The sequence below is a fragment of the Nonlabens sp. genome, assembly GCF_018401815.1.
In the GTDB taxonomy this organism is placed as follows: domain Bacteria; phylum Bacteroidota; class Bacteroidia; order Flavobacteriales; family Flavobacteriaceae; genus Nonlabens.
On sequence record NZ_JAGYKG010000007.1, the window covers coordinates 52003 to 73004 of the forward strand.

The window sequence follows — 21002 nt, forward strand, 5'->3', positions numbered from 1 at the left end:
GAAAACAATAAAAAAAATAAAAAAAATGAAAACAAATCTAATTTTAATCGTTTTTTTATTCTCAGGAATAAACACATTTGCCCAAAAAGACTTTAAAGAGTTTGCGGTAAATTTAAATGTGAATCAGCAGTACGTAAAAAGCGATTTTGGTCTTAATATAGAAGGCGTTCTGAATTATCGGTTTGCAAAAGATTTTTCTTTAGGCATATCCTTTGCTAATGCAAAGATGGAAAATGATGAATTCAACTTAAAATATAATTTACAACGATATGGATTACAAGCAAATTACGCCTTTGCGAAGGTTGATAATTTCCAGATAGAATCTATTTTTGGTTTTTCATACCTCATGTTTGACGAGGAATTAGGGCTAGAGGACAGCAAGGGACTAGGCATCGACGTCGGGATACAAGCTGTTTTTAGAACTCATCGAGATTTTAATTATGGTTTAAGAATTGTTACCACTTATGCAGAGTTTTCACCAGGGGGTATCATGAACGCTGGAGCTTTCTTTAGGTTAAATTTGTAATGTTAAAAATAGTATGCTTTTTGCTAGTTACTAGTGTTTATTCACAGGGTATAGTAAAAGACAATTTTATATATGTTTTCAATAGATCTACCGATTTAAAAAGAGAGTACATAGCTAAGGACTTTAATCAAATAGATACCTTGTCTACTCATATAGGTATTGGGTTTAAAACAAAGGAGGGTTATCATATTTATAACGTGTCCAACGATAAGTTTATTGATGGTACTGCATTGATAGTTGAAAGTCTAGAATCGTTTATAAGCATAGAGAATATTAGCTATTATTCTATTTGGAAGATTCAACTGAAATCAAAAGAATTTTTGAAGTTTAAAAAGGTGCTTAAATATTACAAAGGAAAAGAGGTCACATTTGATTACCATTTTACTCTTAAAAATGACAACCGGCTGTACTGTTCAGAATTTGTTTATAATGTATTGAACGATGTTGACGATGTAAGATTCTTCTTTAAACCAAAAACTGTAGAATTAAATCCATTTTATGCATCTGCTTTAAAAAGGGAGGTCTTTAAATACATACCTGTTGATTTTTTTCAAACACTGGGTATATTTATTAAAATTGAAGAACGCTATATCAACTAATTCTGTTTTATAAAGACATATCAAGGTCGATACTTATTTTTTAGAATTACAGCTTAATACAACTAGGTAATGTGATGACTATTGCTAGTCATACAGCTCTTATTAATTTATCTCAAACTTAAAAACCGAACCCATGAAAATATTAATACCCATAGCATTGCCATGCCTGCTTACTAGTGCCTATTCTCAAGAAGAAATAAGTGATGGATTTATTGCGACAGAATTAATCTTTGGAAAGTTACCTCGCGCTACAACTGAACCTTGTGGTTTTGGTCGCGGCATCTGTAAATTCAAAACTAATGGATCTATTGCATCATCAAATGCAAGTGCAACTTTTAACAAGAATGGAACTTTAACTATCCTCATCAAAAGAGATAAAATCACCCTTGAAGATGAAGTAAGAATAGTGGGAATGAAATTAATAAAGACATTAACCTAGAAGAATTGTTTTTCTAATACAAGAAGAACTAGAGCTTCCTGAAGAGGCCAGAGCAGCTTTAAAACTACCAGAAAAACTTAACAAACTAGCCATAGGAGAATATCCTGTAGTGCTAACAGAAAAAGAATTTATCATCACTCTTAAACTCCTATAGTTATGGCCTCATTAATCAAATATATGGCTGGGATTGTCTTGTTTTTAGTAATGAATGTGATGACCGCAAACTCAACAGATCCAAATAAAGAAATAGCGGTACTCCTAGAAGATTTAAGTGTTGAACTACAAATCGTACAAATGTTTTATAGAACTGAAAACAATAGTTTGTACCAGCGTTTAAACAAGCTCTCCCAAGACTTAAAAGCTGGAACATTACATCGCGTCAGTCACAACTTTTAATGAAGAATGGAAGTCTAATAGATTCCATTAAACCTTTGAAGACCAAGAATCTAAAAGGTTTGTCAGCTACTAAAATAAGTGAACAAATCTTAAAAACTCAAAAGCGTATCATGATGTAAATACGGTCGTTGATGATATAATTTATAAGCATGCAAATTTAGAGTACGACCAATTACTACCGCTAGATCCTAAAAGGTCTAGCGTTTTTTATATCCCTATTTCAGAAAAACAACCCGAAGCCTTGCCTATTCTAAGACCAATTACCTCCCCCTCTCTTTATAAAAATATGTCCCACAGCAAATTCTTCTAGGCCATAAAAACAGCAGGAAATCATAAAGCCGTATAAGGATACGTAATATAGAATATGCCTCAAGAGGGGTTAAGCAACTTTTTCTCCTCCTCACTCAAAATGTAACTTGTTTTTACTTACTTCCGATGATCATACATTCTAAAAAAGTTTTAGGCAACTGATAAAAATACCATGAATTAATAGGAGCAATTTTTAAAAAGCTCTGATCCAACATCTGAATAATAATCAACTTCTTATCCCTTTAACCTCTAGAATATTGTATTAGTTGATCGGATCCTTAATCAAATAAGAAGGCTTTGAGGCTTTAAAGATTACCCATAGCTATGCCAAATACACATTATTTTAAGTTATTTATTATCAGGTAGATAATAAAGGTTAAACCTTCTCTAGATTCATGAATATCGACTCGATATTCATGAATCTGGACTAATAGCGTTTGTATATGACTTCTTTAATACTCTAAATTTACTTTGTCATTAATGACCAACTCAAAATAGAATTATTCTGCGAGTTTTAATTCACTATTTAACACAGCCTAACAGTGACACAGATTTAAAAAATAGTACAAAGAGAAAGCCTCTACAAGGTAAAGGCTCTCACAGGTTTCGCTAAAAACCAAAACAACATTATTGTAGTTCATTTTAAAAGCAACTAAAATACTTGAAATGAAGAACTATTTAAGCTGTTTTGAAGAGTGTAATGCCTATACACTTTAAAAAGCCGTGGTTACCGAAAAACGTTTAGAGTAGGTGGTGTATTTAAAATTGATACTGATGAAAAATTTAAAGAATATAATTAGAGGAGTAAGTTTTGTGCTTTCCTTGTTTATGGTTTTTAATACAAGTGCTCAAAAAGAAGAGTATACTGAGGCATATGTAAAAGGACAATTACAACAAGGAATGGCGTCATTGGTGGAAAGTCTTAGACCGTCGTATGAGAAAGGAATGGACTATGATGATTTTTTAACTGTTTTACTAGGTGAAAATTCTACCTATGAAATGCCAAAAGAAGGGAAAGCGCTTTTAGAAAAATCCTTCGTATACCTATCAGAAGGTTTTTCCAATGAAGGTATCGCAAAATCTTCTTCTGTAGAAGAAATTGCCACAGCAGCACTTTATGTTCACAACTATAATTCTAAGTACAATTCATCTAATGATAATAGTATATTATTTGGGTTGAACTTAAAAAATGAAAAATCGGATTCTGAATATGGGTTGTCAACTGCATTAACAAAGTCTTCATCGCGATGCAGATGGTGGCAATTAGGTTGTCATTTAAGAAGTGTTTTTGGGGAGTCTGGTGGGAACACAATAAACAATGCCATCATTGAAATAATACTTAGAATACTAAAAGGTCTTTAATAATTTCAATAATGAAAAAATTAATATTGATTTTATTTGTACACATAATTCTAACAGGATGTAAAAGTTATCTCTATAACAAAGCATATAAAAGTATTGGGGCATTTGATGAGGAGGTTCAACTAATAAATCTAGAAAGAGCAGATAAAAAGGTTGCCTTCTTGCCAATGGTTCATGTTAGTACAAAGTTATACTATCAAGACGTTAAAAATAAAATTGATTCATTAGAAAAGGACGGGTATTATTTTTATTATGAGTTGGTGAACAATAACAACAAAGACGATAGCCTTCAAAGAAAAATGAGGAAGATGCTAAACTTACCATTTGGATCAAAACGCGACTATTTAAATGTCATAGACTCTTTAATGAAAGTTAAAAATATACAATTAGCAAAAAAGCTGGTCAATCAACCCAAATACAAAGAGTTAGGATTAAATGAAATAAATAGTAAAAATGTAGATTCTTCATTTGAAGACATGGTAGCTCATTATGAAGGTCTTTATGGATGCATTGTCTTAACCCCATGTGATTTTGAAAATAACTACGATGAGAAATCAAAATGTGAAAATAAAGATTTCGACAAAAAAAAGAGTGAAAGTATAGTATTGGACTTTAGGAATGGTGTTGTAGTAAATGAAATATTGAATGATTCAAAACATAATAAGATTGCAATTATTTATGGACGTGCTCACATTAAAGGAATTAAAGAGGCCCTTTTAGAGAATGGATATATAGAGTGAACTTAATCCTTAATAAATTATTTAAAAGAAAGTTATAATAATTGCTGATGGGGCAAACTTCTAACTTTCTTTTAAATCCCAATCCTTAAAATTATGAAAATATTAATACCCATAGCATTGCTATGCCTGCTTAATAGTGCCTATTCTCAAGAAGAAATGAGTAATGGATTTATTGCGACAGAATTAATCTTTGGAAAGTTACCTCGCGCTACAACTGAACCTTGTGGTTTTGGTCGCGGCATCTGTAAATTCAAAACTAATGGATCTATTGCATCATCAAATGCAAGTGCAACTTTTAACAAGAATGGAACTTTAACTATCCTCATCAAAAGAGATAAAATCACCCTTGAAGATGAAGTAAGAATAGTGGGGAATGAAATTAATAAAGACATTAACCTAGAAGAATTGTTTTTTCTAATACAAGAAGAACTAGAGCTTCCTGAAGAGGCCAGAGCAGCTTTAAAACTACCAGAAAAACTTAACAAACTAGCCATAGGAGAATATCCTGTAGTGCTAACAGAAAAAGAATTTATCATCACTCTTAAACTCCTATAGTTATGGCCTCATTAATCAAATATATGACTGGGATTGTCTTGTTTTTAGTAATGAATGTGATGACCGCAAACTCAACAGATCCAAATAAAGAAATAGCGGTACTCCTAGAAGATTTAAGTGTTGAACTACAAATCGTACAAATGTTTTATAGAACTGAAAACAATAGTTTGTACCAGCGTTTAAACAAGCTCTCCCAAGACTTAAAAGCTGGAAACAGCCTAAAGGAAAAAGTAGCACTACTTATAGAAAAAGATCATGTTCTAAATGAATTAAAATTAAATGAACTTTCTGAAGCCACAGATATTAGTAAAATAAGATATTTAAAAGGCTTACAAATTATCAAAATCTTGTATGAAAAGACCTTGACACTGGATCATCACTATGCATCGGTCGCTACTTTTAATGAAATTAATAATTTGGGTAACCCCAATAATTATCCGGAATTTATAGAAATGAAGGCGAAAATGACAAAAAATCAGGATAAAAAATCGGGTTTTGAATTGTCTAGTATATTAGGAGATAATATTTATACCTCTGTGGTGCACTCTATGGTTTCTCTTTTTAATAATTCCAGTGCAAATAAAAAAGAAAAAGAGGAACATCTTAAAGAAATAGAATGCATTTTAGACTTTACATTAAGAATGCATAATGATTTAAACATTATATACTTTGAGACTGCATTTCTGCAAAAGAGCAATACTAATGTCATGTTAGAACTACAACAATTATTTGTAGATTATACCAAGCCCATTAAGTACCACACAGCATTAGAACAATGCCGAAATACGGATGACTGGGAACGTATTAGAGATAATTTAGGCACCTATTTAAAGGAACTGGATAAAGCACTTAAAGATGACTCTCAGCGATATAAAGCGCATAAAATGCAAATCAACCTAGAATTTCCTATTGACCGATTATTGCAATTCATCATCTTGTACAACGGTCATATCGATCAAGGGGCTAAATTCTATGAGAAATTTGGAGTCATGTTAAACAGCTACGAAAACGAGAAACAATGTGCCACTAAAATACCTTTGGAGTATAAAAAACTTAAAGATAATATTGCCGTAAGCATCGAAAAGTTTAATACTGCTTATAAGCCTATAGAAATCAATGGAAGCAAAATGAAACAGATATTGTACGGGATTAATGAGTTTGAATAATTTTGTTCTGGGCGAGGTGTCTTTGATTTGCTTTCGCGAAAGCGAATACAAAAAAGAGCAAAGGAATTCAAAAAAAGTACCAGGTCGCAACAAAACGCTGTTTGAGAAAGGTTTAATTACCTCACAAGAATACAATTGAAGCAAGTGGAACAGGCACAAAACAAAGATTCTTTTCAAAGTGTGGCCGCTTCTAGCTAACTGTTAAGCAATACTCCAGCCCACTAGAGCGTATAGGAATTTATAGAGCCGGAGCAAATCTACAGCAACAAAACGTTCCTACAACTGTAACAGGAAAGCAGAGTCGTTGCAAAGATTGGGGCTGAAGATCTAAGACTCATAGTGCGATTCTTATACCCATTTAGAAAACTGATTTCTAAATCTGTAATATACCAGAAATAAAATCTCTCATTACTACATTGATCGCAATGAAGTTAGGCATGGAGAGGGTAGTTGATTGGTAACATTGCATTATATTTTCAAAAATACGCTAACTTTTGACGGGGTATTTTTATTTACTTGAATACAAAGTAACGCTTGAGAGGCTATTTTCTAGCACCGATTTAACAATGTCTTCACGCCTAGGGCTTACCTTTGCAATTATGCTAGACATCAAGAAAATAAGAGCTGATTTTCCTATTTTAAACCGTAAGGTAAACGGACAGCCATTGATCTATTTTGATAATGCCGCGACTTCTCAAAAACCCACACAGGTAATTGATAAAATCGTAGCTTATTATACCTTATACAACGCAAACATACACCGTGGTGTGCATGCCTTGAGTCAGGAAGCAACCGACCACTTTGAAGGTGCTCGTGAAAAAGTAAGAGCTTTTTTCAATATTCCGCTTGCTAAACAAGTCATCTTTACTTCGGGTAATACGCATTCTATTAATGCCGTAGCTAGTGGGGCGCATGTCTTTGTAAAAAAAGAAGATGAAGTCATTGTTAGTGCAGTAGAGCATCACTCCAATATTGTGCCTTGGCAAATGCTTTGTGAACGAGTTGGAGCGGTTTTAAAAGTGATTCCGGTATTAGATGACGGACGACTGGATATGCATGCTTATCACAACCTTCTCAATTCTAAAACAGCATTTGTAGTCGTAAATCATATTTCTAATGCATTAGGAGTTACCAACCCCGTTAAAGAAATCATAGACGCTGCGCATCAATACGATGCGATGACCCTTATTGATGGCGCACAATCATGTGGCCATATGAAATTAGATATGCAAGCTCTGGATGCGGACTTCTACACCATGTCTGGACATAAAATGTGCGGCCCTACAGGAATAGGAATCCTTTATGGAAAAGAGGAAGCCTTAAATAGCCTACCTCCTTATCAAGGTGGTGGCGAGATGATTGATCAAGTAAGCTTTGAAAAAACAACCTACGCCGGATTGCCTCATAAATTTGAAGCAGGAACACCTAACATTGCTGGTGGAATAGCTTTGGGTGCTGCTATTGACTACCTCAACGAAATAGGAATGGAAAATATCGCTGCCTATGAACACGGGCTGCTGGTTTATGGAACAGCGCAAATCAAAAACATACCAGGTGCTAAAATTTATGGCGATGTCACTGACAAAGCTGCGGTTATTAGTTTTAATGTGGCTAGCTTACACCCTTACGACATAGGAACCATTGTAGATAAATTAGGAGTGGCCGTAAGAACCGGACACCACTGTGCACAGCCTGTTATGGAACGTTTTAAAATTCCCGGAACCATAAGAGCCAGCTTTGCTTTTTACAATACTAAAGAAGAAATAGATGTTATGGTACAAGCTTTGCAACGTGCTGTAACTATGTTATCTTAACTTTAATAGTTGAAACAAGTATTATGAAACTAGCAACAATACTAGTAGCTTTAATGTCCATAACGATTACATCCTGCAAGGACATGAAAGATGTAGACGGAGATTACGAAGTGACTACAGTAGGAAGCAACGACTACTCTGAGTACGACATCACCATATCTATAGAAATGGGTGAAGAAAACAAGATTTCAGGAAAATCTGCTTGTAATCAATATTTTGGAAGCTTTAAAAACCCTGAAAAAAATCAAATTGAAATGGGGATGCTGGCAGGCACAAAAATGTACTGTAGCGACCTGGATGAAATAGAAAAAGACTACAAGAATCACTTGTCCAAAGTAGCCTCTGTAGAAGTTACTAAGACAGGCATCCTCCTCATGGATAAAAAAGGAAAAGTAATTATAATTGCAGTAAAAAAAGAAGATATCTAATGGCGAGTATTCAAGAAATACAAGAAGAAATAGTTGAAGAGTTTTCCATGTTTGACGACTGGATGCAGCGTTATGAATACATGATCGATTTAGGGAAAAGCCTCCCTTTAATTGATGAAAGTTTAAAAACAGAAGACCGTATTATAAAAGGTTGCCAATCTAAAGTATGGGTAAATGCAGAGCTAGAATCTGATAAAATTGCCTTTACCGCAGACAGTGATGCCATTATTACCAAAGGGATTATTGCCATTCTTATCAGAGCATGGTCTGGTCAAAAACCAGCCGATATTATTGCGGCCAAAACTGATTTTATAGATGAAATAGGGCTCAAAGAACACCTTTCCCCTACCAGAGCAAATGGACTTGTTTCCATGATCAAACAATTAAAAATGTATGCGATCGCATACCAAACTCAAGTCAACTAAGATGGAAGAAATTAACGGACAAGAAATAGGAGAAAAAGTAGTAAAAGTCCTCAAGACCATTTACGATCCTGAAATACCAGTAGATATTTACGAACTAGGATTGATCTACGATGTCATGGTAAGCAGTGATGCTGACGTAAAAATACTCATGACCTTAACTTCGCCTAACTGCCCAGTGGCTGAGACACTGCCGGTAGAAGTAGAAGAAAAAGTAAAAACCCTTAAAGAGGTAAACGATGCAGAAGTGGAAATCACTTTTGACCCGCCATGGAATAAAGATTTGATGAGTGAAGAAGCCAAGTTAGAACTAGGAATGCTCTAGATATGCCAGAAGAAATCATCAATCGCGTCTCCAATTCTAAGTTAAAAACCTTTGACTTAGAAGACTTCTATGCACCTGGACCCAGAACAATTATTGATATTTCTCAATGGTTGTTAGAGGGAATAGTGCTAGTGGAATCCCGCTTTCGCGAAAGCTTAAAAACAACAGACTTCTCTGCTTATAACAATCATTACGTAGCTATACATTGCAGTACAGATGCCATAGTGCCACAATGGGCGTGGATGCTCGTACAAAGTCATCTTTACGGAATTGCTAAAAAAGTAGTTTGCGGCTCTTTAGAACAACTTGAAACTGAAATTTATAGAGAAGTGATCGCAGGTATGGATGTAAGTGTGTTTCAAGACGCTCCAGTAATTGTAAAAGGCTGTTCTAACAAACCTGTTCCCGTTGCCGCATATGCCATGATTACCGAGAAATTACAAGAAGTAGCTCGGTCTATTATGTACGGAGAAGCTTGCTCTTCTGTACCGGTTTTTAAACGCAAAAAATAGGTGCGTAGCCATTTTGTCATCTAAAAGTTATAAAAAAGCTATGGCACATTCCTTGAAATCAACATCTGTAACCGAGACAGTTCTCGGTCTGCCGAATAAATTTTAAAATAATGGTCATTTAAAGATTTACTTGTCGCACTCATAACCAGCTCAACAACCTATGTCATTTTTCGGCTACATCGCTATATTTTTTGTTCTCAGATGGATTTACAACGCTTTTCTAAGTGATGGGAATTCTCAGCAAAGTAGAACCCATTCAGGAAGCCCTTTTCAGAGAAGTGCTACGGTAAGTCCACAGGATTTTGAACTGAATTTACTATCTCTTACCTCTTTAGTTATTAAAGCAGATGGTAAGGTTACCCAAAATGAACTGGACTATGTAAGACAGTATTTTGTTGGTGCTTATGGTAAAGAAAGGGCCAACGCTATATTCAAGGTCTTTAATGAAGTGGTTAAAAAGCGAGAGGTCGATGCAGCAAAAATTTGCAATTACCTCAACGCCAGAACTAGGTACGAATCCAGATTACAAATCCTTCATTTTCTATTTGGAATTGCCCAGGCAGATGGTCATACAAGTGAAGCTGAAATTCGTGTGATCTATCAAATAGCAGGCTACCTGCGACTCACAGAGCGCGATTTTATCTCGATCAAAGCAATGTTTGTAAAAGATCAAGATAATGCCTATAAGATCCTAGAAATCGATAAGTCTGTTCCTGATCATGAGGTAAAAAAAGCCTACCGCACCATGGCAAAGAAATACCATCCCGATAAATTAATGGATATGGACGAAGCCTATAAAAAAGGTGCTGAAGAGAAATTTAAAAAGGTTCAAGATGCCTATGAAACCGTTCGCAAGGAACGTGGAATGAGTTAATAGTCCCTCTTCATTTTTCTGCCAATTATTAATTCTCTTTCTTTACACCTATGCAAGATCAAGAAAACCCCTACCTAAAAGGTCAAGTACTGCTTATAGATAAACCCTTAGAATGGTCTTCTTTTCAAGTAGTGAACAAATTGCGCTGGCTCATCAGGAAAGAATACAAAATAAAAAAAATTAAAGTAGGTCATGCAGGGACATTAGACCCACTAGCAAGTGGTTTGTTAATTATATGTACCGGTAAAGAGACCAAAAACATAAGCACCTATCAAGCTCAAGAAAAAGAATACACAGGCACGATTACTTTAGGTAGCACAACGCCTAGTTATGATTTAGAAACTGAAGTGGATCAAACTTTTGCATTGGACCAGCTCACAGAGGACTTGATCAAAGGAACCACAGCAAAGTTCACAGGAGAGATACAGCAAAAACCACCTATTTTCTCAGCTATTAAAAAGGATGGGAAACGACTCTACGAACTGGCTCGCGCTGGAGAAACTACAGAGATAGAAGCAAGAACAGTGACGGTAAACGAATTTGAAATTACTAGAATCGAACTTCCAGAAGTGGATTTTAGAATCTCTTGTAGCAAAGGAACTTACATCCGATCCATTGCACACGATTTTGGTGCTGCACTAAATAATGGTGGTCACCTATCTTCCTTAAGAAGAACCGCTATAGGGAATTATCATGTGGAAAACGCAATGAGTATAGAGCGTTTTGAAAAGTTAGTAAAAGCAGATTTACAAGAATAACGCTGGAGGCTTTTATTTTCTCTAAAGAAATATTTGTCAATCCTTTGACAAGTAAGCTTTAAAAGATGCTGAATTACCGAGAGCATCTTCTAAAGTTAAAAATTAAAATTCACAGGAATACTCAAGCTATCTACCACAGGCACCCTAAAGTGAATCGCTCCTTTGCCCACCTTAATGCTTCCATCATACTTTACATCCACTTTCTGACTGGCTAGTATTTGTAGCGCTGCGCCTAAAACTCCTGTTCCCTTCTCGCCATAAACTTCTTTAGGGTTTACCGCTGCTCTTACAGGGAATTCAAATTCAGAGTTGGCTGGCATCACGACCGTTTCCACTTGCTTTATAAGGGCTGTTTTAGTTCCATTAATGTAAACGTCAAAATCTACTTCTTCAAGATTTATGGCTACGCTATTAGGGTTATACAGCACACAAGTCGCCAAAATATCCAATTGATGTAGTGATGCTTTTTCAAGTGCTGGGTTTTTTATTTCTACAAAAACGATGTCTTTATAAGGATTCTTGCAGGAGCCTAGCAATAGCATGCTGAGTAGGAACAAAAGTTTTTTCATGGTAAAAAGTTTGTACAAATATAAAAGTCCTCGTAACAGATTCAGACACGGACATCACAATCAGTGGCTCTGTGTATTCTCAAGCTATAACCTATGTTGTGATTCTCTGCCTTATCATCAGCCACCACCAAGATCAATTGAAATCCATTTTTCTATTGACAGACGTACATTTACTCCTAGGAACTTGTATTTAAAAACACTTCTTTGCCTATTTCAAGAGGCTTTTTGGATCTAAAAAACAGCGTTTTTTGATCTTTTTGTGCGGTAATTAGATAATCGGCTCCTTGAAAAAAAGACTGCTGTACCTCCACAGAAAAGCCCTTTTTAGAAACCTTTAATTGGTGTGGGTACAAAATTAAATCCTCTTTAGTATCCAACCAAACCTTAGGAATGGCATTGACCTCATCAAACAAAGCAGCAGTGTAGGTATTTAAGGGATTTCCATACACCTCTGAGGTCCCTCTAAAATCTAGGATCTGACCCTCCTTCATGATGATGGTTTGATGACAAAAAGAAAGCACGTCACCTTGATCATGTGTGGCTACTAAACAACTGATGTTATTGCGGGTTAGGTAATCAAAAAGTTTTCTGCGCAACTCATTTTTTCTAAAGTTATCGATGTGTGAGAAAGGTTCGTCGAGCAATAAGAGTTGGGGCTCCTGAGCAAGTGCTTTTGCGATCGCTACACGCTGTTTCTGTCCACCAGAAAGTGTTTTTACCTTACGGTTTTTAAAGCTGCTCATATCGACTACATCGAGCAATTCGCCAATACGGCTTGCTCGATCGTCAATTTGAATAGAAAGATGCGCTCCTACGTTTTCAAAAACGCTGGTAAAAGGCATCAGGTCAAATTCTTGAGGTACGTATTTCATCATGGGATGACCGGGCACCAAATGGTGATCTGCTCCCTCTAACTCTTCATCATTCCACTTGACAACACCTTTTTGTGCTTGTAACAACCCGTAAACGATGTCTAAGAGGGTGCTTTTACCGCAGCCGCTTTCTCCTATCACAGCGACATGAGTTCCCTGTTTTATTTTTAGGGAAATATTTTTTAGGGTATCCGCTTTCGCGAAAGCGAAACTAATATCAATCAATTGCAACATAGAACAAAGGTATCAACAAAAAACCCATGTCGTGCAACATGGGTTCTTGAAAAAATATAACAAGTGATTTTACATCTTTACTTGAGACTTTAGGTCTGGAAGCTGCTCATAGCCCATATTATAAAGGCCAAAGGCATAGATATCTGTACGCTCTTGAATCTGTTGCTCTGTAGATTTACCAGCCCCATGACCTGCGTCCGTTTCTATCCTGATCAATGTAGGTGCATTTCCAGCTTGCTTGGATTGCAACTCTGCAGCAAATTTAAAAGAATGTGCAGGAACCACACGGTCATCATGATCTCCAGTAGTCACTAAAGTCGCTGGGTAGGAAACCCCTGCTTTGATATTGTGTAATGGTGAATATCCTTTCAAGTATTCAAACATTTCTGGGCTGTCCTCTGCCGTTCCATAATCGTACGCCCATCCGGCACCAGCTGTAAATTTATTGTAACGCAACATGTCCAATACTCCTACAGCAGGAAATGCCACGCCAGCAAGATCAGGACGTTGTGTCATGGTCGCTCCTACTAAAAGCCCTCCATTGGAACCTCCTTGAATAGCCAGGTGTTTTGTATCTGTATATTTGTTCTCTTTTAGCCACTCTCCTGCAGCAATAAAATCGTCAAATACATTTTGTTTTTGCATTTTAGTTCCCGCATCGTGCCATTTTTTACCGTATTCACCTCCTCCACGTAGGTTAGCCACAGCATAAACACCACCTAACTCCATCCACGCAGCCTGTGTAACAGAAAAACCTGGGTTCAAAGAGATATTAAAACCTCCATATCCATAAAGTATGGTTGGATTCTTACCGTCCAACACCAATCCTTTTCTATAAGAAATAATCATAGGAATTTTTGTTCCGTCCTTGGAGGAGTAAAAAACTTGCTTGCTTTCAAAGTCTTCACTATTGAACTTGATGTTAGGCTTGCGGTAGAGTTCTGAAGTTCCTTCTTTGATATCGTACAAATAAGTACTTCCTGGAGTGGTGTAGTTAGTAAAACTGTAATACAAAGTTTTGTCTTCTTCTTTTGCGCCAAAGCCTCCTACATTTCCTATCCCTGGGAGCTTTACTTCTCTTACCAAAGAACCGTCATAGTTGTATTGTTTTACTTGAGAAACAGCATCTACCATATATTCTGTAAAAATATAACCGCCAGCAGTAGAAGGAGAAAGTACGTGTTCTGTTTCTGGAATAACATCTTTCCAAGTTTCCTGAACAGGATTAGAAAAGTCGGTAGTTACTATTCTTTTATTAGGAGCATTGTCATCTGTTACCAACCACAGCTGAGTTCCCTCATTGTGCAACAGGTAGGTGTTGGTGTCAAAATTATCTACTACAGCCACTAAAGGTGCATTTGGGGTATGCAGTTCCTTCATCCACATTTTTCCTCCATTTGTAGAAGTACTTCCAGAGATCACCAAGTAGTTTTGATCTTCAGTAACGCTACCTCCTACGTAACGGTATTTTTGGTCTGGTGTACCGCCAAAGATCACTTTATCTTCACTTTGTGGGGTACCCATTTTATGGTAATACAATTTATGTTGGTCTGTCATGGCGCTAAGCTCACTTCCTTTAGGCTTATCATAACTGGAATAGAAGAAGCCATCGTTTCCTTTCCACGAGATTCCAGAAAACTTTATATCTACTAGGGTATCTCCTATTTGCTTTATAGAATTTACATCCAGTACGATTACTTTTCTCCAGTCACTACCACCTTCACTAATGGAATAGGCAAAAAGAGAGCCGTCTTTAGTAAAGCTGGTCCCTCCTAAAGAAGTGGTTCCTTTCTCACTAAAGGTATTGGGATCTAAAAACACCTCAGCGGTTTCTGGATCGCTGTCTTTTAAATATCTATAAATGACGTATTGATTTTGTAATCCATCATTTTTATAGAAATACGCATAGTCTCCTTCGATAAACGGAGCTCCAACTTTTTCATAGTTCCAAAGCTCTGTAAGTCGTTTTTTGATCTCATCTCTGTAGGAGATTTTAGAAAGGAAAGCTTGAGTGGTTGTATTTTGAGCTTTTACCCATGCTTCTGTTTCTTTACTGCGATCGTCTTCTAGCCATCTATAGGGATCTGCTACTTCAACTCCATGATACACATCTACGACAGTATCCACTTTTTTTGTTTGCGGGTAGGTCATTGCCATACTTGTTTGTTTTTTCGCTTCTTCCGTGCAGGAAATTAATACCGATAGAGCCGCTGCTCCCATTAGCCATTTTTTCATAATTAAAGCATTTTAGTATTTTATAAATTTAGAAGTTTTAAGACCTGTATCTGTGAAAATTTGAGCTATATAAACACCAGATGGAATGAGATTTGTACTTATAAGCGTGCTTGTAGAGGTTAGTCCCAATTGACCATGCAAATCATAAATTCTTAGATTTTTAAACTGTTGACCAGTCGCAACCTCTAATTGTCCGGTCTGATTGTTATGGAACAGTTGAACTTCACCCAATTCCTCAACAGATGCTTCGTTTAAAACGCTACCTGTATACCTAAAAACACCTAAGTTATTAGTTGCATTGCTAAAACTGCCACTATATCCAACGGTATCATTAAAAAAAGCAACCCCTACATGTTGGTCTGTATCTATATTAATCCATGTTGTCCCGTCATCTACCGAATACGAACTCCCTGCAAAGTTTGCTTCGCCACCGGTACTCACCATATGAAAGGTATTGGGCAAATAAGAAATGGCACCACCGTAAGGTGTCCCTGTGCCAGAAAAAACAACAGCATTCCAAGTCTGTCCACCGTCTGTAGTTTTAAAAATATTTCCTGCGTTATCCTGAATGACTCCGCGATTTGAAGTTGCAAAAGAAATATCTCCAAAAATAGTGGTGCCTTCAAAATCGCTTAACGGCGATTGGTACACGCTCCAAGTTACACCCCGATTTGCTGAATGAATAATACGTCCTGCACTGGTTGTAAACCAAATACTATCTCCAGAGTAAGCAAACTGAGATAAATAACCGGTTTCATTATTCAATGGTGCTGGCAAACTTGCAGAGGGAATTCTACTGTAGGTGGTGCCTCCATTGTTAGAGGTATAAATCTCCCAATACCCATTTGTAGGATCTCCTATAGCAAGACCATTATTTGCATCAAAGTAATGTACGATGTTGGGAAAACTAGCTACATTATTAAAAGAAGCGGCAGTTTGTTGTGTCCAAGTTACCCCAGCGTCCGTAGTTTTCCAGATGCCACCTTGTTGTCCAGCTTGCCTAGGGTAAGCTGCTACAAAAGCAGTATTAGAATCGACGCCACTTAAGTCTGCTATTCCTAAACTGGTGTCTCCTAAGTCAAAAACTCCTGAGCTCCATGTCAGTCCTGAGTCGTCTGTTTTAGAAAATTGCTGGATGTTATTTGCTGTATTAAAGCCGTCATAGCCAATAGCCCAAGCTAGGTTTGCATCTACCACATGAAACTTGCTTAAGCCTCTAAAGTTGGTGGAGAAACCAGATGAAGTTTCTGTCCAAAATTGTGCTTGCGCTCCTAGGCAAAAAACAATAAAAAGACCAGTGAATATTTTTCTCATAATGACTTTAAATTCAACACGTAAAGTTATAGAAAAATACGCACTGGTCTATGAGTTGAAAGAAGCTTTCTACACGAGATGGTTTTTTATAAGGTATTCTGCAATTTGAACAGCGTTAGTAGCGGCTCCTTTTCTAAGGTTATCTGAAACAATCCACATGTTAATCGTGTTTTCTTGAGAATGATCTCTTCGTATACGGCCTACAAAAACGTCGTCCTTACCATGGGCCATTAACGGCATAGGATATACGTTAACATCTACGTTATCTTGAACAGTTACTCCAGGTGTTTCTGATAAAATTTTTCTAATATCCGTCTCTGTAAAATCAGTTTTAAATTCTACGTTCACACTTTCTGAATGCCCCCCTACTACGGGAATACGCACTGCAGTGGCGGTAACCGCAATTGTATGATCCTCTAGAATTTTCTGAGTTTCTTTGATGAGTTTCATCTCTTCTTTTGTATATCCGTTTTCTTCAAAAACGTCACAGTGAGGAATAGCATTTTTATGAATCTGGTAAGGATATGCCATAGGACCTTTCTTACCTGCATATTCATTTTCTAATTGCTCTACTGCTTTTACTCCTGTTCCTGTAATGGACTGATAGGTAGAAATCACCACCCTTTTTACACCGTATTTTTTATGAAGAGGTGACAAGGTCGCTACCATTTGAATAGTAGAACAGTTAGGGTTTGCAATGATTTTATCTTCTTTTTTAAGAATGCTTGCATTGATTTCTGGAACGATCAGTTTCTTATCTGCATCCATTCTAAAGGCACTGGAATTATCAATTACCGTAGTTCCTACTGCAGCAAATTGCGGTGCAAACTCTAAACTTACAGCCCCTCCAGCAGAAAAAAGAGCAATGTCTGGTCTCATCTCAATAGCCTGTTTCATGCTCACTACCTTGTACTGTTTGCCCTTAAAAGTAACCTCAGCACCTACAGATTTCTCAGAGGCAACAGGAATAAGGGTAGAAACATTAAGGTTGCGCTCCTCAAGGATGCGCAGCATGACCTGGCCTACCATTCCGGTAACACCTACAACAGCTATTTTCATGATGATATCATTTAAGCCGCAAAAGTATTGCGTGTATTTTTATAAATCTTCTAAAATTCTTATAATTTTAATTGGATAGAAAATTTGTCCTATTCTGGGATGCTTTCTAGAAAAAACAATTCAGATTGGAGCCAAAAAAGCCGTCTTGTTTTTTGATAAGACGGCTGGATTTGGTCGGTTAAAACTCGTTACTAAATTGATATGAATAACATATATTAGTTCTGTGATTTGATTGCATCGCGTATTTCCATGAGAAGTTGTTCCTCTTTTGAGGGTCCTGCTGGTGCAGCTGCTGCTATAGGCTTTCTAAGGTTGTTATATGCTTTTACAATTATAAACAGTACAAAACCAACGATAACTAAAGAGATGATGGTGTTGACCCATGCACCGTACATAATAGCATTTTCTGGTTTTGTCACTACACCATCAGCGCCTATTACTGCCTCAGACAATACCACTTTAAGGTCTGAGAAATCAACATCCCCAGTAAAATGGCCCACAATAGGCATCATAATAAGATTGACAAAGCCTTTTACTACCCCGCTTACAACTCCTGCAAGTATCACCGCAACGGCAAGGTCTATAACATTACCCGTCATTATAAAATCTCTAAATTCCTTAAACATATAATTGCGTTTTAAATTAGATGACATATAAAATTACATGAATTCTAGTTGTTTTCATAAATATTAAGAACAAATAATTTGACTCTTATATAAAAATTTAATGCAACCTTATTTAACCAGGCATATGAGTTAAGTAGACACGTGGTACCCGTTTTTGAATACCGGTGAGGAGTTCGTAAGAAATAGTGCCGGCATCTTCAGCCATTTGTCTTGAAGTGTGAATTTGTGGATCAAAAATAACCACTTCATCCCCTACTTTTGCTTCTATAGCACTGATGTCGACCATAAACATATCCATGCATATAACACCTAATGTAGGTGCAGACTTCCCGTTAATTCTAACTTTAAGCTTTCCATAACCATAAATGCGATTAACGCCATCGCCGTGACCTAATGGAATAACAGCATAAGTAGTTTGATCCTTTGCAACAAACTTGCGGTTATAACTTACCGTCTCTCCTGCCTCTATAGTTCGTATCTGTGAAATGTTGGAGATAAGGGTAGCAATAGGTTTTAGATGTACATCATACTGCGCATCGTTTCCATAACCATATAGGCCTATTCCTGAGCGCACCATGGTAAAATGGGCATTCTTATAATTGAGAATACCGCTGGTGTTGGATTCATGTTTAAGAATCTCATAACCTAATTTTTGTTGCACTTTTGTTGTGATTTCTTCAAATAAAGCGATTTGTCTTTGAGTAAAAACGGTTTCAGCTGCATCTTCACTAGCTGCGAGATGTGATTGCAACCCGCGTACTTTGACTTGTGGGCTAGAGGATACCTTTTTCAAGACGTTGTCCACATCCTTATGATCTATTCCTATTCGGTTCAATCCCGTATTGAATTCCAAATGTATGGGATAAGATTGTTGTTGTTTCGCTTTCGCGGAAGCGGTAAAAGCCTCCAGCATCTCCACACTATAAATAACTGGCTCCAAACATCGGTCTATGCATAAATCGAGATGATGCTGCTGTGGATGAAGGATAAGAATGGGTTTTATGATTCCATTATCTCTCAATTCTACGCCTTCCTCTACATAAGCGGCCGCAAAATAATCTGTTCCTAATTCTTGTAGTTTTTGGGCAATAGGTACTATTCCGTGGCCATAAGCATTTGCTTTAACGACCGACATGAATTTAGTGTCTTCACTTATTTTGCTACGCAGATAATGGTAATTATGGGCTAGCGCTTCTAAATTTACTTCTAATCTGGTGCCTTTTAATTGCATTTAGGAGGTGTTTTTATCATTCACTTCTTCTGTCTTCACATCCATATCTTTCAATTTATCAGAAAGCATGGCTTTGTAGTAAGCTGCGCGACTCAAGGGCTCGTATTCTTGTTGCTCGCCTAACATGACTACTTTTTCATCGGCGGTTTTACGGTAGGAATACTGAGCGAGATTTCCTGTTCTGGTACAAACAGCGTGTACTTTGGTGACATACTCTGCTGTTGCCATAAGTGCAGGCATCGGGCCGAAGGGGTTTCCTTTAAAATCCATGTCCAGTCCAGCGACAATCACTCGTATACCGCGATTTGCAAGAGCATTACACACGGCAACTATTTCGTCATCAAAAAACTGGGCTTCGTCTATTCCTACTACTTGACAGTCATTTGCAAGAAGTGGGATATTTGCCGCAGCAGGAACTGGTGTACTCCTAATCTCATTAGCGTCGTGAGAGACTACCATTTCATCATCGTAACGCACATCTATAGCAGGTTTAAAAATCTCTACTTTCTGCTGTGCAAACTGCGCTCTTTTTAAACGTCTGATCAATTCTTCTGTTTTACCAGAGAACATAGAACCAGAAATTACTTCGATCCAGCCAAATTGCTCTTCATGATTAACCGTATTTTCTAGAAACATTTTGTAATTTACAGGCGTTTAAAGTGAAGAACTTTTTCTTCACTCAAATATCAAAAATACAAATAAACCAGCGGCAATATTCCCATTATGAAAAAGAAAATAGCAGCAGACCTTACCAGCCTAGCGCACCGTATTCTTCAACTTAAGCAAAAAGAAGACGTGAGTGAGCTACAGGCCATTGCCAAGGAATTGTATGAAAAACTTACCGTACTCGCTTTTACAGAAAAACATTTTGCAGACATACTGCCTAGTGCTGGAAATGAAGAAATAGAACGCAGACTGTCTAATGCATTTACAGAGGCCCAAGAAGATGTGGACAGCATCACAGGAGATGTAGAAAAAGTCATGGGTGGTGCGCAGGAAGAGGCACAAGAGGCCTTTGCAAATCACGATCTAAGCGACCTTTTCATGCCTGCAGATGAAGAGGATACGAGAGAAGAAATAGAGCTTCCTGGAATGGCTACCATCAGTAAAATGGTGCAGGAAATGCCTGATGAAGTTCCAGAAACCAGTGCAAAAATTGATATTCCTAAGGAAGAACAGGAGAAAATTGAGATTCCTGATCCCAAACGATATACCAAAAACGACCTGGAAGAAATCACAGCAGACTTCCAGACCATGCCCGTTTTTGAACGTAAAGTGAATGATACAAAGTCTGATGAAAAGCCGGTCTCTCTAAACGACCGTCTTCATAAAGGCTTGAAATTTGGAATGAATGACCGACTGGGTTTTATCAAACACCTTTTTAATGGCAGTGATCAAGATTTTAATCGGGTGATCTCACAGCTCAATACTAGAAACAGTTACGAAGATGCTCAAAGCTTCATCAACAGCATGGTAAAACCAGATTACAACAACTGGGAAGGAAAAGACGCCTATGCCAATAGGTTTATGGAGCTCGTAGAAAAAAATTATTGATGTGCTCTATAAATTCAGATCTAAGGCTTGATTCAAGTGACTGCAGTGAACGGAAAGCAAAGACATTAGACAACTTCATAAGT

At 37.0% G+C, this 21002-nt stretch carries 24 protein-coding genes; 16 read left to right on the top strand and 8 right to left on the bottom strand.

The window, feature by feature from the left end:
- Nucleotides 1–25 precede the first annotated feature (25 nt).
- The 15 genes from KG732_RS12465 to truB all read left to right on the top strand — a co-directional run bounded on the left by KG732_RS12465 (nt 26) and on the right by truB (nt 11225).
- On the top strand, nt 26–526 hold the full coding sequence (locus KG732_RS12465; protein ID WP_213524255.1) for an outer membrane beta-barrel protein: 501 nt from the start codon (nt 26–28) through the stop codon (nt 524–526).
- Nucleotides 526–1125 (top strand): hypothetical protein, encoded by a 600-nt coding sequence (locus tag KG732_RS12470; RefSeq protein WP_213524257.1) that lies wholly within the window; start codon nt 526–528, stop codon nt 1123–1125. Before KG732_RS12465 ends, KG732_RS12470 begins: the two co-directional genes overlap by 1 nt.
- Before the next feature lie 133 nt (nt 1126–1258).
- Complete coding sequence (locus tag KG732_RS12475) at nt 1259–1564, top strand: hypothetical protein (protein ID WP_213524259.1); 306 nt, start codon at nt 1259–1261, stop codon at nt 1562–1564.
- A gap of 156 nt (nt 1565–1720) precedes the next feature.
- On the top strand, nt 1721–1960 hold the full coding sequence (locus KG732_RS12480; protein WP_213524262.1) for a hypothetical protein: 240 nt from the start codon (nt 1721–1723) through the stop codon (nt 1958–1960).
- 1083 nt (nt 1961–3043) lie between these two features.
- Nucleotides 3044–3631 carry a hypothetical protein gene (locus tag KG732_RS12485; RefSeq protein ID WP_213524264.1) on the top strand — a complete coding sequence of 196 codons (588 nt, stop codon included), beginning with the start codon at nt 3044–3046 and terminating at the stop codon, nt 3629–3631.
- 11 nt (nt 3632–3642) lie between these two features.
- Nucleotides 3643–4371 carry a hypothetical protein gene (locus tag KG732_RS12490; protein WP_213524266.1) on the top strand — a complete coding sequence of 243 codons (729 nt, stop codon included), beginning with the start codon at nt 3643–3645 and terminating at the stop codon, nt 4369–4371.
- A 93-nt stretch (nt 4372–4464) separates the two neighbouring features.
- Nucleotides 4465–4926 carry a hypothetical protein gene (locus tag KG732_RS12495; protein ID WP_213524268.1) on the top strand — a complete coding sequence of 154 codons (462 nt, stop codon included), beginning with the start codon at nt 4465–4467 and terminating at the stop codon, nt 4924–4926.
- A 2-nt stretch (nt 4927–4928) separates the two neighbouring features.
- The gene (locus KG732_RS12500; protein WP_213524270.1) at nt 4929–6092 is read left to right on the top strand and encodes a hypothetical protein; all 1164 of its coding nucleotides are present in this window, start codon (nt 4929–4931) and stop codon (nt 6090–6092) included.
- A 599-nt stretch (nt 6093–6691) separates the two neighbouring features.
- Complete coding sequence (locus tag KG732_RS12505; RefSeq protein WP_213524302.1) at nt 6692–7906, top strand: aminotransferase class V-fold PLP-dependent enzyme; 1215 nt, start codon at nt 6692–6694, stop codon at nt 7904–7906.
- 23 nt (nt 7907–7929) lie between these two features.
- Nucleotides 7930–8334, top strand: a complete 405-nt coding sequence (locus KG732_RS12510; RefSeq protein WP_213524272.1) for an META domain-containing protein — start codon at nt 7930–7932, stop codon at nt 8332–8334.
- Nucleotides 8334–8759, top strand: a complete 426-nt coding sequence (locus tag KG732_RS12515) for a SufE family protein (RefSeq protein ID WP_213524274.1) — start codon at nt 8334–8336, stop codon at nt 8757–8759. The genes KG732_RS12510 and KG732_RS12515 overlap by 1 nt, the downstream gene beginning before the upstream one ends.
- A 1-nt stretch (nt 8760) precedes the next feature.
- On the top strand, nt 8761–9081 hold the full coding sequence (locus KG732_RS12520) for an iron-sulfur cluster assembly protein (protein WP_006796533.1): 321 nt from the start codon (nt 8761–8763) through the stop codon (nt 9079–9081).
- Between the two features lie 2 nt (nt 9082–9083).
- Nucleotides 9084–9593 carry a DUF2480 family protein gene (locus KG732_RS12525; protein ID WP_213524276.1) on the top strand — a complete coding sequence of 170 codons (510 nt, stop codon included), beginning with the start codon at nt 9084–9086 and terminating at the stop codon, nt 9591–9593.
- A 160-nt stretch (nt 9594–9753) separates the two neighbouring features.
- Complete coding sequence (locus KG732_RS12530; RefSeq protein ID WP_213524278.1) at nt 9754–10467, top strand: TerB family tellurite resistance protein; 714 nt, start codon at nt 9754–9756, stop codon at nt 10465–10467.
- Between the two features lie 50 nt (nt 10468–10517).
- Nucleotides 10518–11225, top strand: coding sequence for a tRNA pseudouridine(55) synthase TruB (gene truB, locus KG732_RS12535; RefSeq protein WP_213524280.1), 708 nt, complete (start codon nt 10518–10520; stop codon nt 11223–11225).
- 95 nt (nt 11226–11320) lie between these two features.
- Here truB and KG732_RS12540 read toward each other — a convergent pair whose 3' ends face one another.
- The 8 genes from KG732_RS12540 to KG732_RS12575 form a co-directional block, all read right to left on the bottom strand.
- Nucleotides 11321–11794, bottom strand: a complete 474-nt coding sequence (locus KG732_RS12540) for an LEA type 2 family protein (RefSeq protein WP_213524282.1) — start codon at nt 11792–11794, stop codon at nt 11321–11323.
- 176 nt (nt 11795–11970) lie between these two features.
- Entirely contained in the window at nt 11971–12900 is a 930-nt protein-coding gene (locus KG732_RS12545; RefSeq protein ID WP_213524284.1) for an ABC transporter ATP-binding protein, read from the bottom strand.
- A gap of 69 nt (nt 12901–12969) precedes the next feature.
- A complete protein-coding gene (locus tag KG732_RS12550; protein WP_213524286.1) occupies nt 12970–15135 on the bottom strand; it encodes a prolyl oligopeptidase family protein in 2166 nt (721 codons plus the stop codon).
- A gap of 12 nt (nt 15136–15147) precedes the next feature.
- Nucleotides 15148–16449, bottom strand: coding sequence for a T9SS type A sorting domain-containing protein (locus KG732_RS12555; RefSeq protein ID WP_300980458.1), 1302 nt, complete (start codon nt 16447–16449; stop codon nt 15148–15150).
- 69 nt (nt 16450–16518) lie between these two features.
- Nucleotides 16519–17508 (bottom strand): aspartate-semialdehyde dehydrogenase, encoded by a 990-nt coding sequence (locus KG732_RS12560; RefSeq protein WP_213524288.1) that lies wholly within the window; start codon nt 17506–17508, stop codon nt 16519–16521.
- A 215-nt stretch (nt 17509–17723) separates the two neighbouring features.
- On the bottom strand, nt 17724–18134 hold the full coding sequence (gene mscL / locus KG732_RS12565; RefSeq protein WP_213524290.1) for a large conductance mechanosensitive channel protein MscL: 411 nt from the start codon (nt 18132–18134) through the stop codon (nt 17724–17726).
- Between the two features lie 112 nt (nt 18135–18246).
- Nucleotides 18247–19365: an alanine racemase gene (gene alr, locus KG732_RS12570; protein ID WP_213524292.1), complete on the bottom strand. Its 1119-nt coding sequence runs from the start codon at nt 19363–19365 to the stop codon at nt 18247–18249.
- Nucleotides 19366–20001, bottom strand: a complete 636-nt coding sequence (locus tag KG732_RS12575) for a thymidine kinase (protein ID WP_213524294.1) — start codon at nt 19999–20001, stop codon at nt 19366–19368.
- Nucleotides 20002–20088: 87 nt separating this feature from the next.
- Here KG732_RS12575 and KG732_RS12580 point away from each other — a divergent pair, with 87 nt between their 5' ends.
- Nucleotides 20089–20919: a hypothetical protein gene (locus KG732_RS12580; RefSeq protein WP_213524296.1), complete on the top strand. Its 831-nt coding sequence runs from the start codon at nt 20089–20091 to the stop codon at nt 20917–20919.
- Nucleotides 20920–21002: the final 83 nt, after the last annotated feature.

Coding starts and splice junctions, on each gene's coding strand:
- KG732_RS12465 (WP_213524255.1), top strand. CDS start 26: ATGAAAACAAATCTAATTTTAATCGTTTTTTTATTCTCAGGAATAAAC.
- KG732_RS12470 (WP_213524257.1), top strand. CDS start 526: ATGTTAAAAATAGTATGCTTTTTGCTAGTTACTAGTGTTTATTCACAG.
- KG732_RS12475 (WP_213524259.1), top strand. CDS start 1,259: ATGAAAATATTAATACCCATAGCATTGCCATGCCTGCTTACTAGTGCC.
- KG732_RS12480 (WP_213524262.1), top strand. CDS start 1,721: ATGGCCTCATTAATCAAATATATGGCTGGGATTGTCTTGTTTTTAGTA.
- KG732_RS12485 (WP_213524264.1), top strand. CDS start 3,044: ATGAAAAATTTAAAGAATATAATTAGAGGAGTAAGTTTTGTGCTTTCC.
- KG732_RS12490 (WP_213524266.1), top strand. CDS start 3,643: ATGAAAAAATTAATATTGATTTTATTTGTACACATAATTCTAACAGGA.
- KG732_RS12495 (WP_213524268.1), top strand. CDS start 4,465: ATGAAAATATTAATACCCATAGCATTGCTATGCCTGCTTAATAGTGCC.
- KG732_RS12500 (WP_213524270.1), top strand. CDS start 4,929: ATGGCCTCATTAATCAAATATATGACTGGGATTGTCTTGTTTTTAGTA.
- KG732_RS12505 (WP_213524302.1), top strand. CDS start 6,692: ATGCTAGACATCAAGAAAATAAGAGCTGATTTTCCTATTTTAAACCGT.
- KG732_RS12510 (WP_213524272.1), top strand. CDS start 7,930: ATGAAACTAGCAACAATACTAGTAGCTTTAATGTCCATAACGATTACA.
- KG732_RS12515 (WP_213524274.1), top strand. CDS start 8,334: ATGGCGAGTATTCAAGAAATACAAGAAGAAATAGTTGAAGAGTTTTCC.
- KG732_RS12520 (WP_006796533.1), top strand. CDS start 8,761: ATGGAAGAAATTAACGGACAAGAAATAGGAGAAAAAGTAGTAAAAGTC.
- KG732_RS12525 (WP_213524276.1), top strand. CDS start 9,084: ATGCCAGAAGAAATCATCAATCGCGTCTCCAATTCTAAGTTAAAAACC.
- KG732_RS12530 (WP_213524278.1), top strand. CDS start 9,754: ATGTCATTTTTCGGCTACATCGCTATATTTTTTGTTCTCAGATGGATT.
- truB (WP_213524280.1), top strand. CDS start 10,518: ATGCAAGATCAAGAAAACCCCTACCTAAAAGGTCAAGTACTGCTTATA.
- KG732_RS12540 (WP_213524282.1), bottom strand. CDS start 11,794: ATGAAAAAACTTTTGTTCCTACTCAGCATGCTATTGCTAGGCTCCTGC.
- KG732_RS12545 (WP_213524284.1), bottom strand. CDS start 12,900: ATGTTGCAATTGATTGATATTAGTTTCGCTTTCGCGAAAGCGGATACC.
- KG732_RS12550 (WP_213524286.1), bottom strand. CDS start 15,135: ATGAAAAAATGGCTAATGGGAGCAGCGGCTCTATCGGTATTAATTTCC.
- KG732_RS12555 (WP_300980458.1), bottom strand. CDS start 16,449: ATGAGAAAAATATTCACTGGTCTTTTTATTGTTTTTTGCCTAGGAGCG.
- KG732_RS12560 (WP_213524288.1), bottom strand. CDS start 17,508: ATGAAAATAGCTGTTGTAGGTGTTACCGGAATGGTAGGCCAGGTCATG.
- mscL (WP_213524290.1), bottom strand. CDS start 18,134: ATGTTTAAGGAATTTAGAGATTTTATAATGACGGGTAATGTTATAGAC.
- alr (WP_213524292.1), bottom strand. CDS start 19,365: ATGCAATTAAAAGGCACCAGATTAGAAGTAAATTTAGAAGCGCTAGCC.
- KG732_RS12575 (WP_213524294.1), bottom strand. CDS start 20,001: ATGTTTCTAGAAAATACGGTTAATCATGAAGAGCAATTTGGCTGGATC.
- KG732_RS12580 (WP_213524296.1), top strand. CDS start 20,089: ATGAAAAAGAAAATAGCAGCAGACCTTACCAGCCTAGCGCACCGTATT.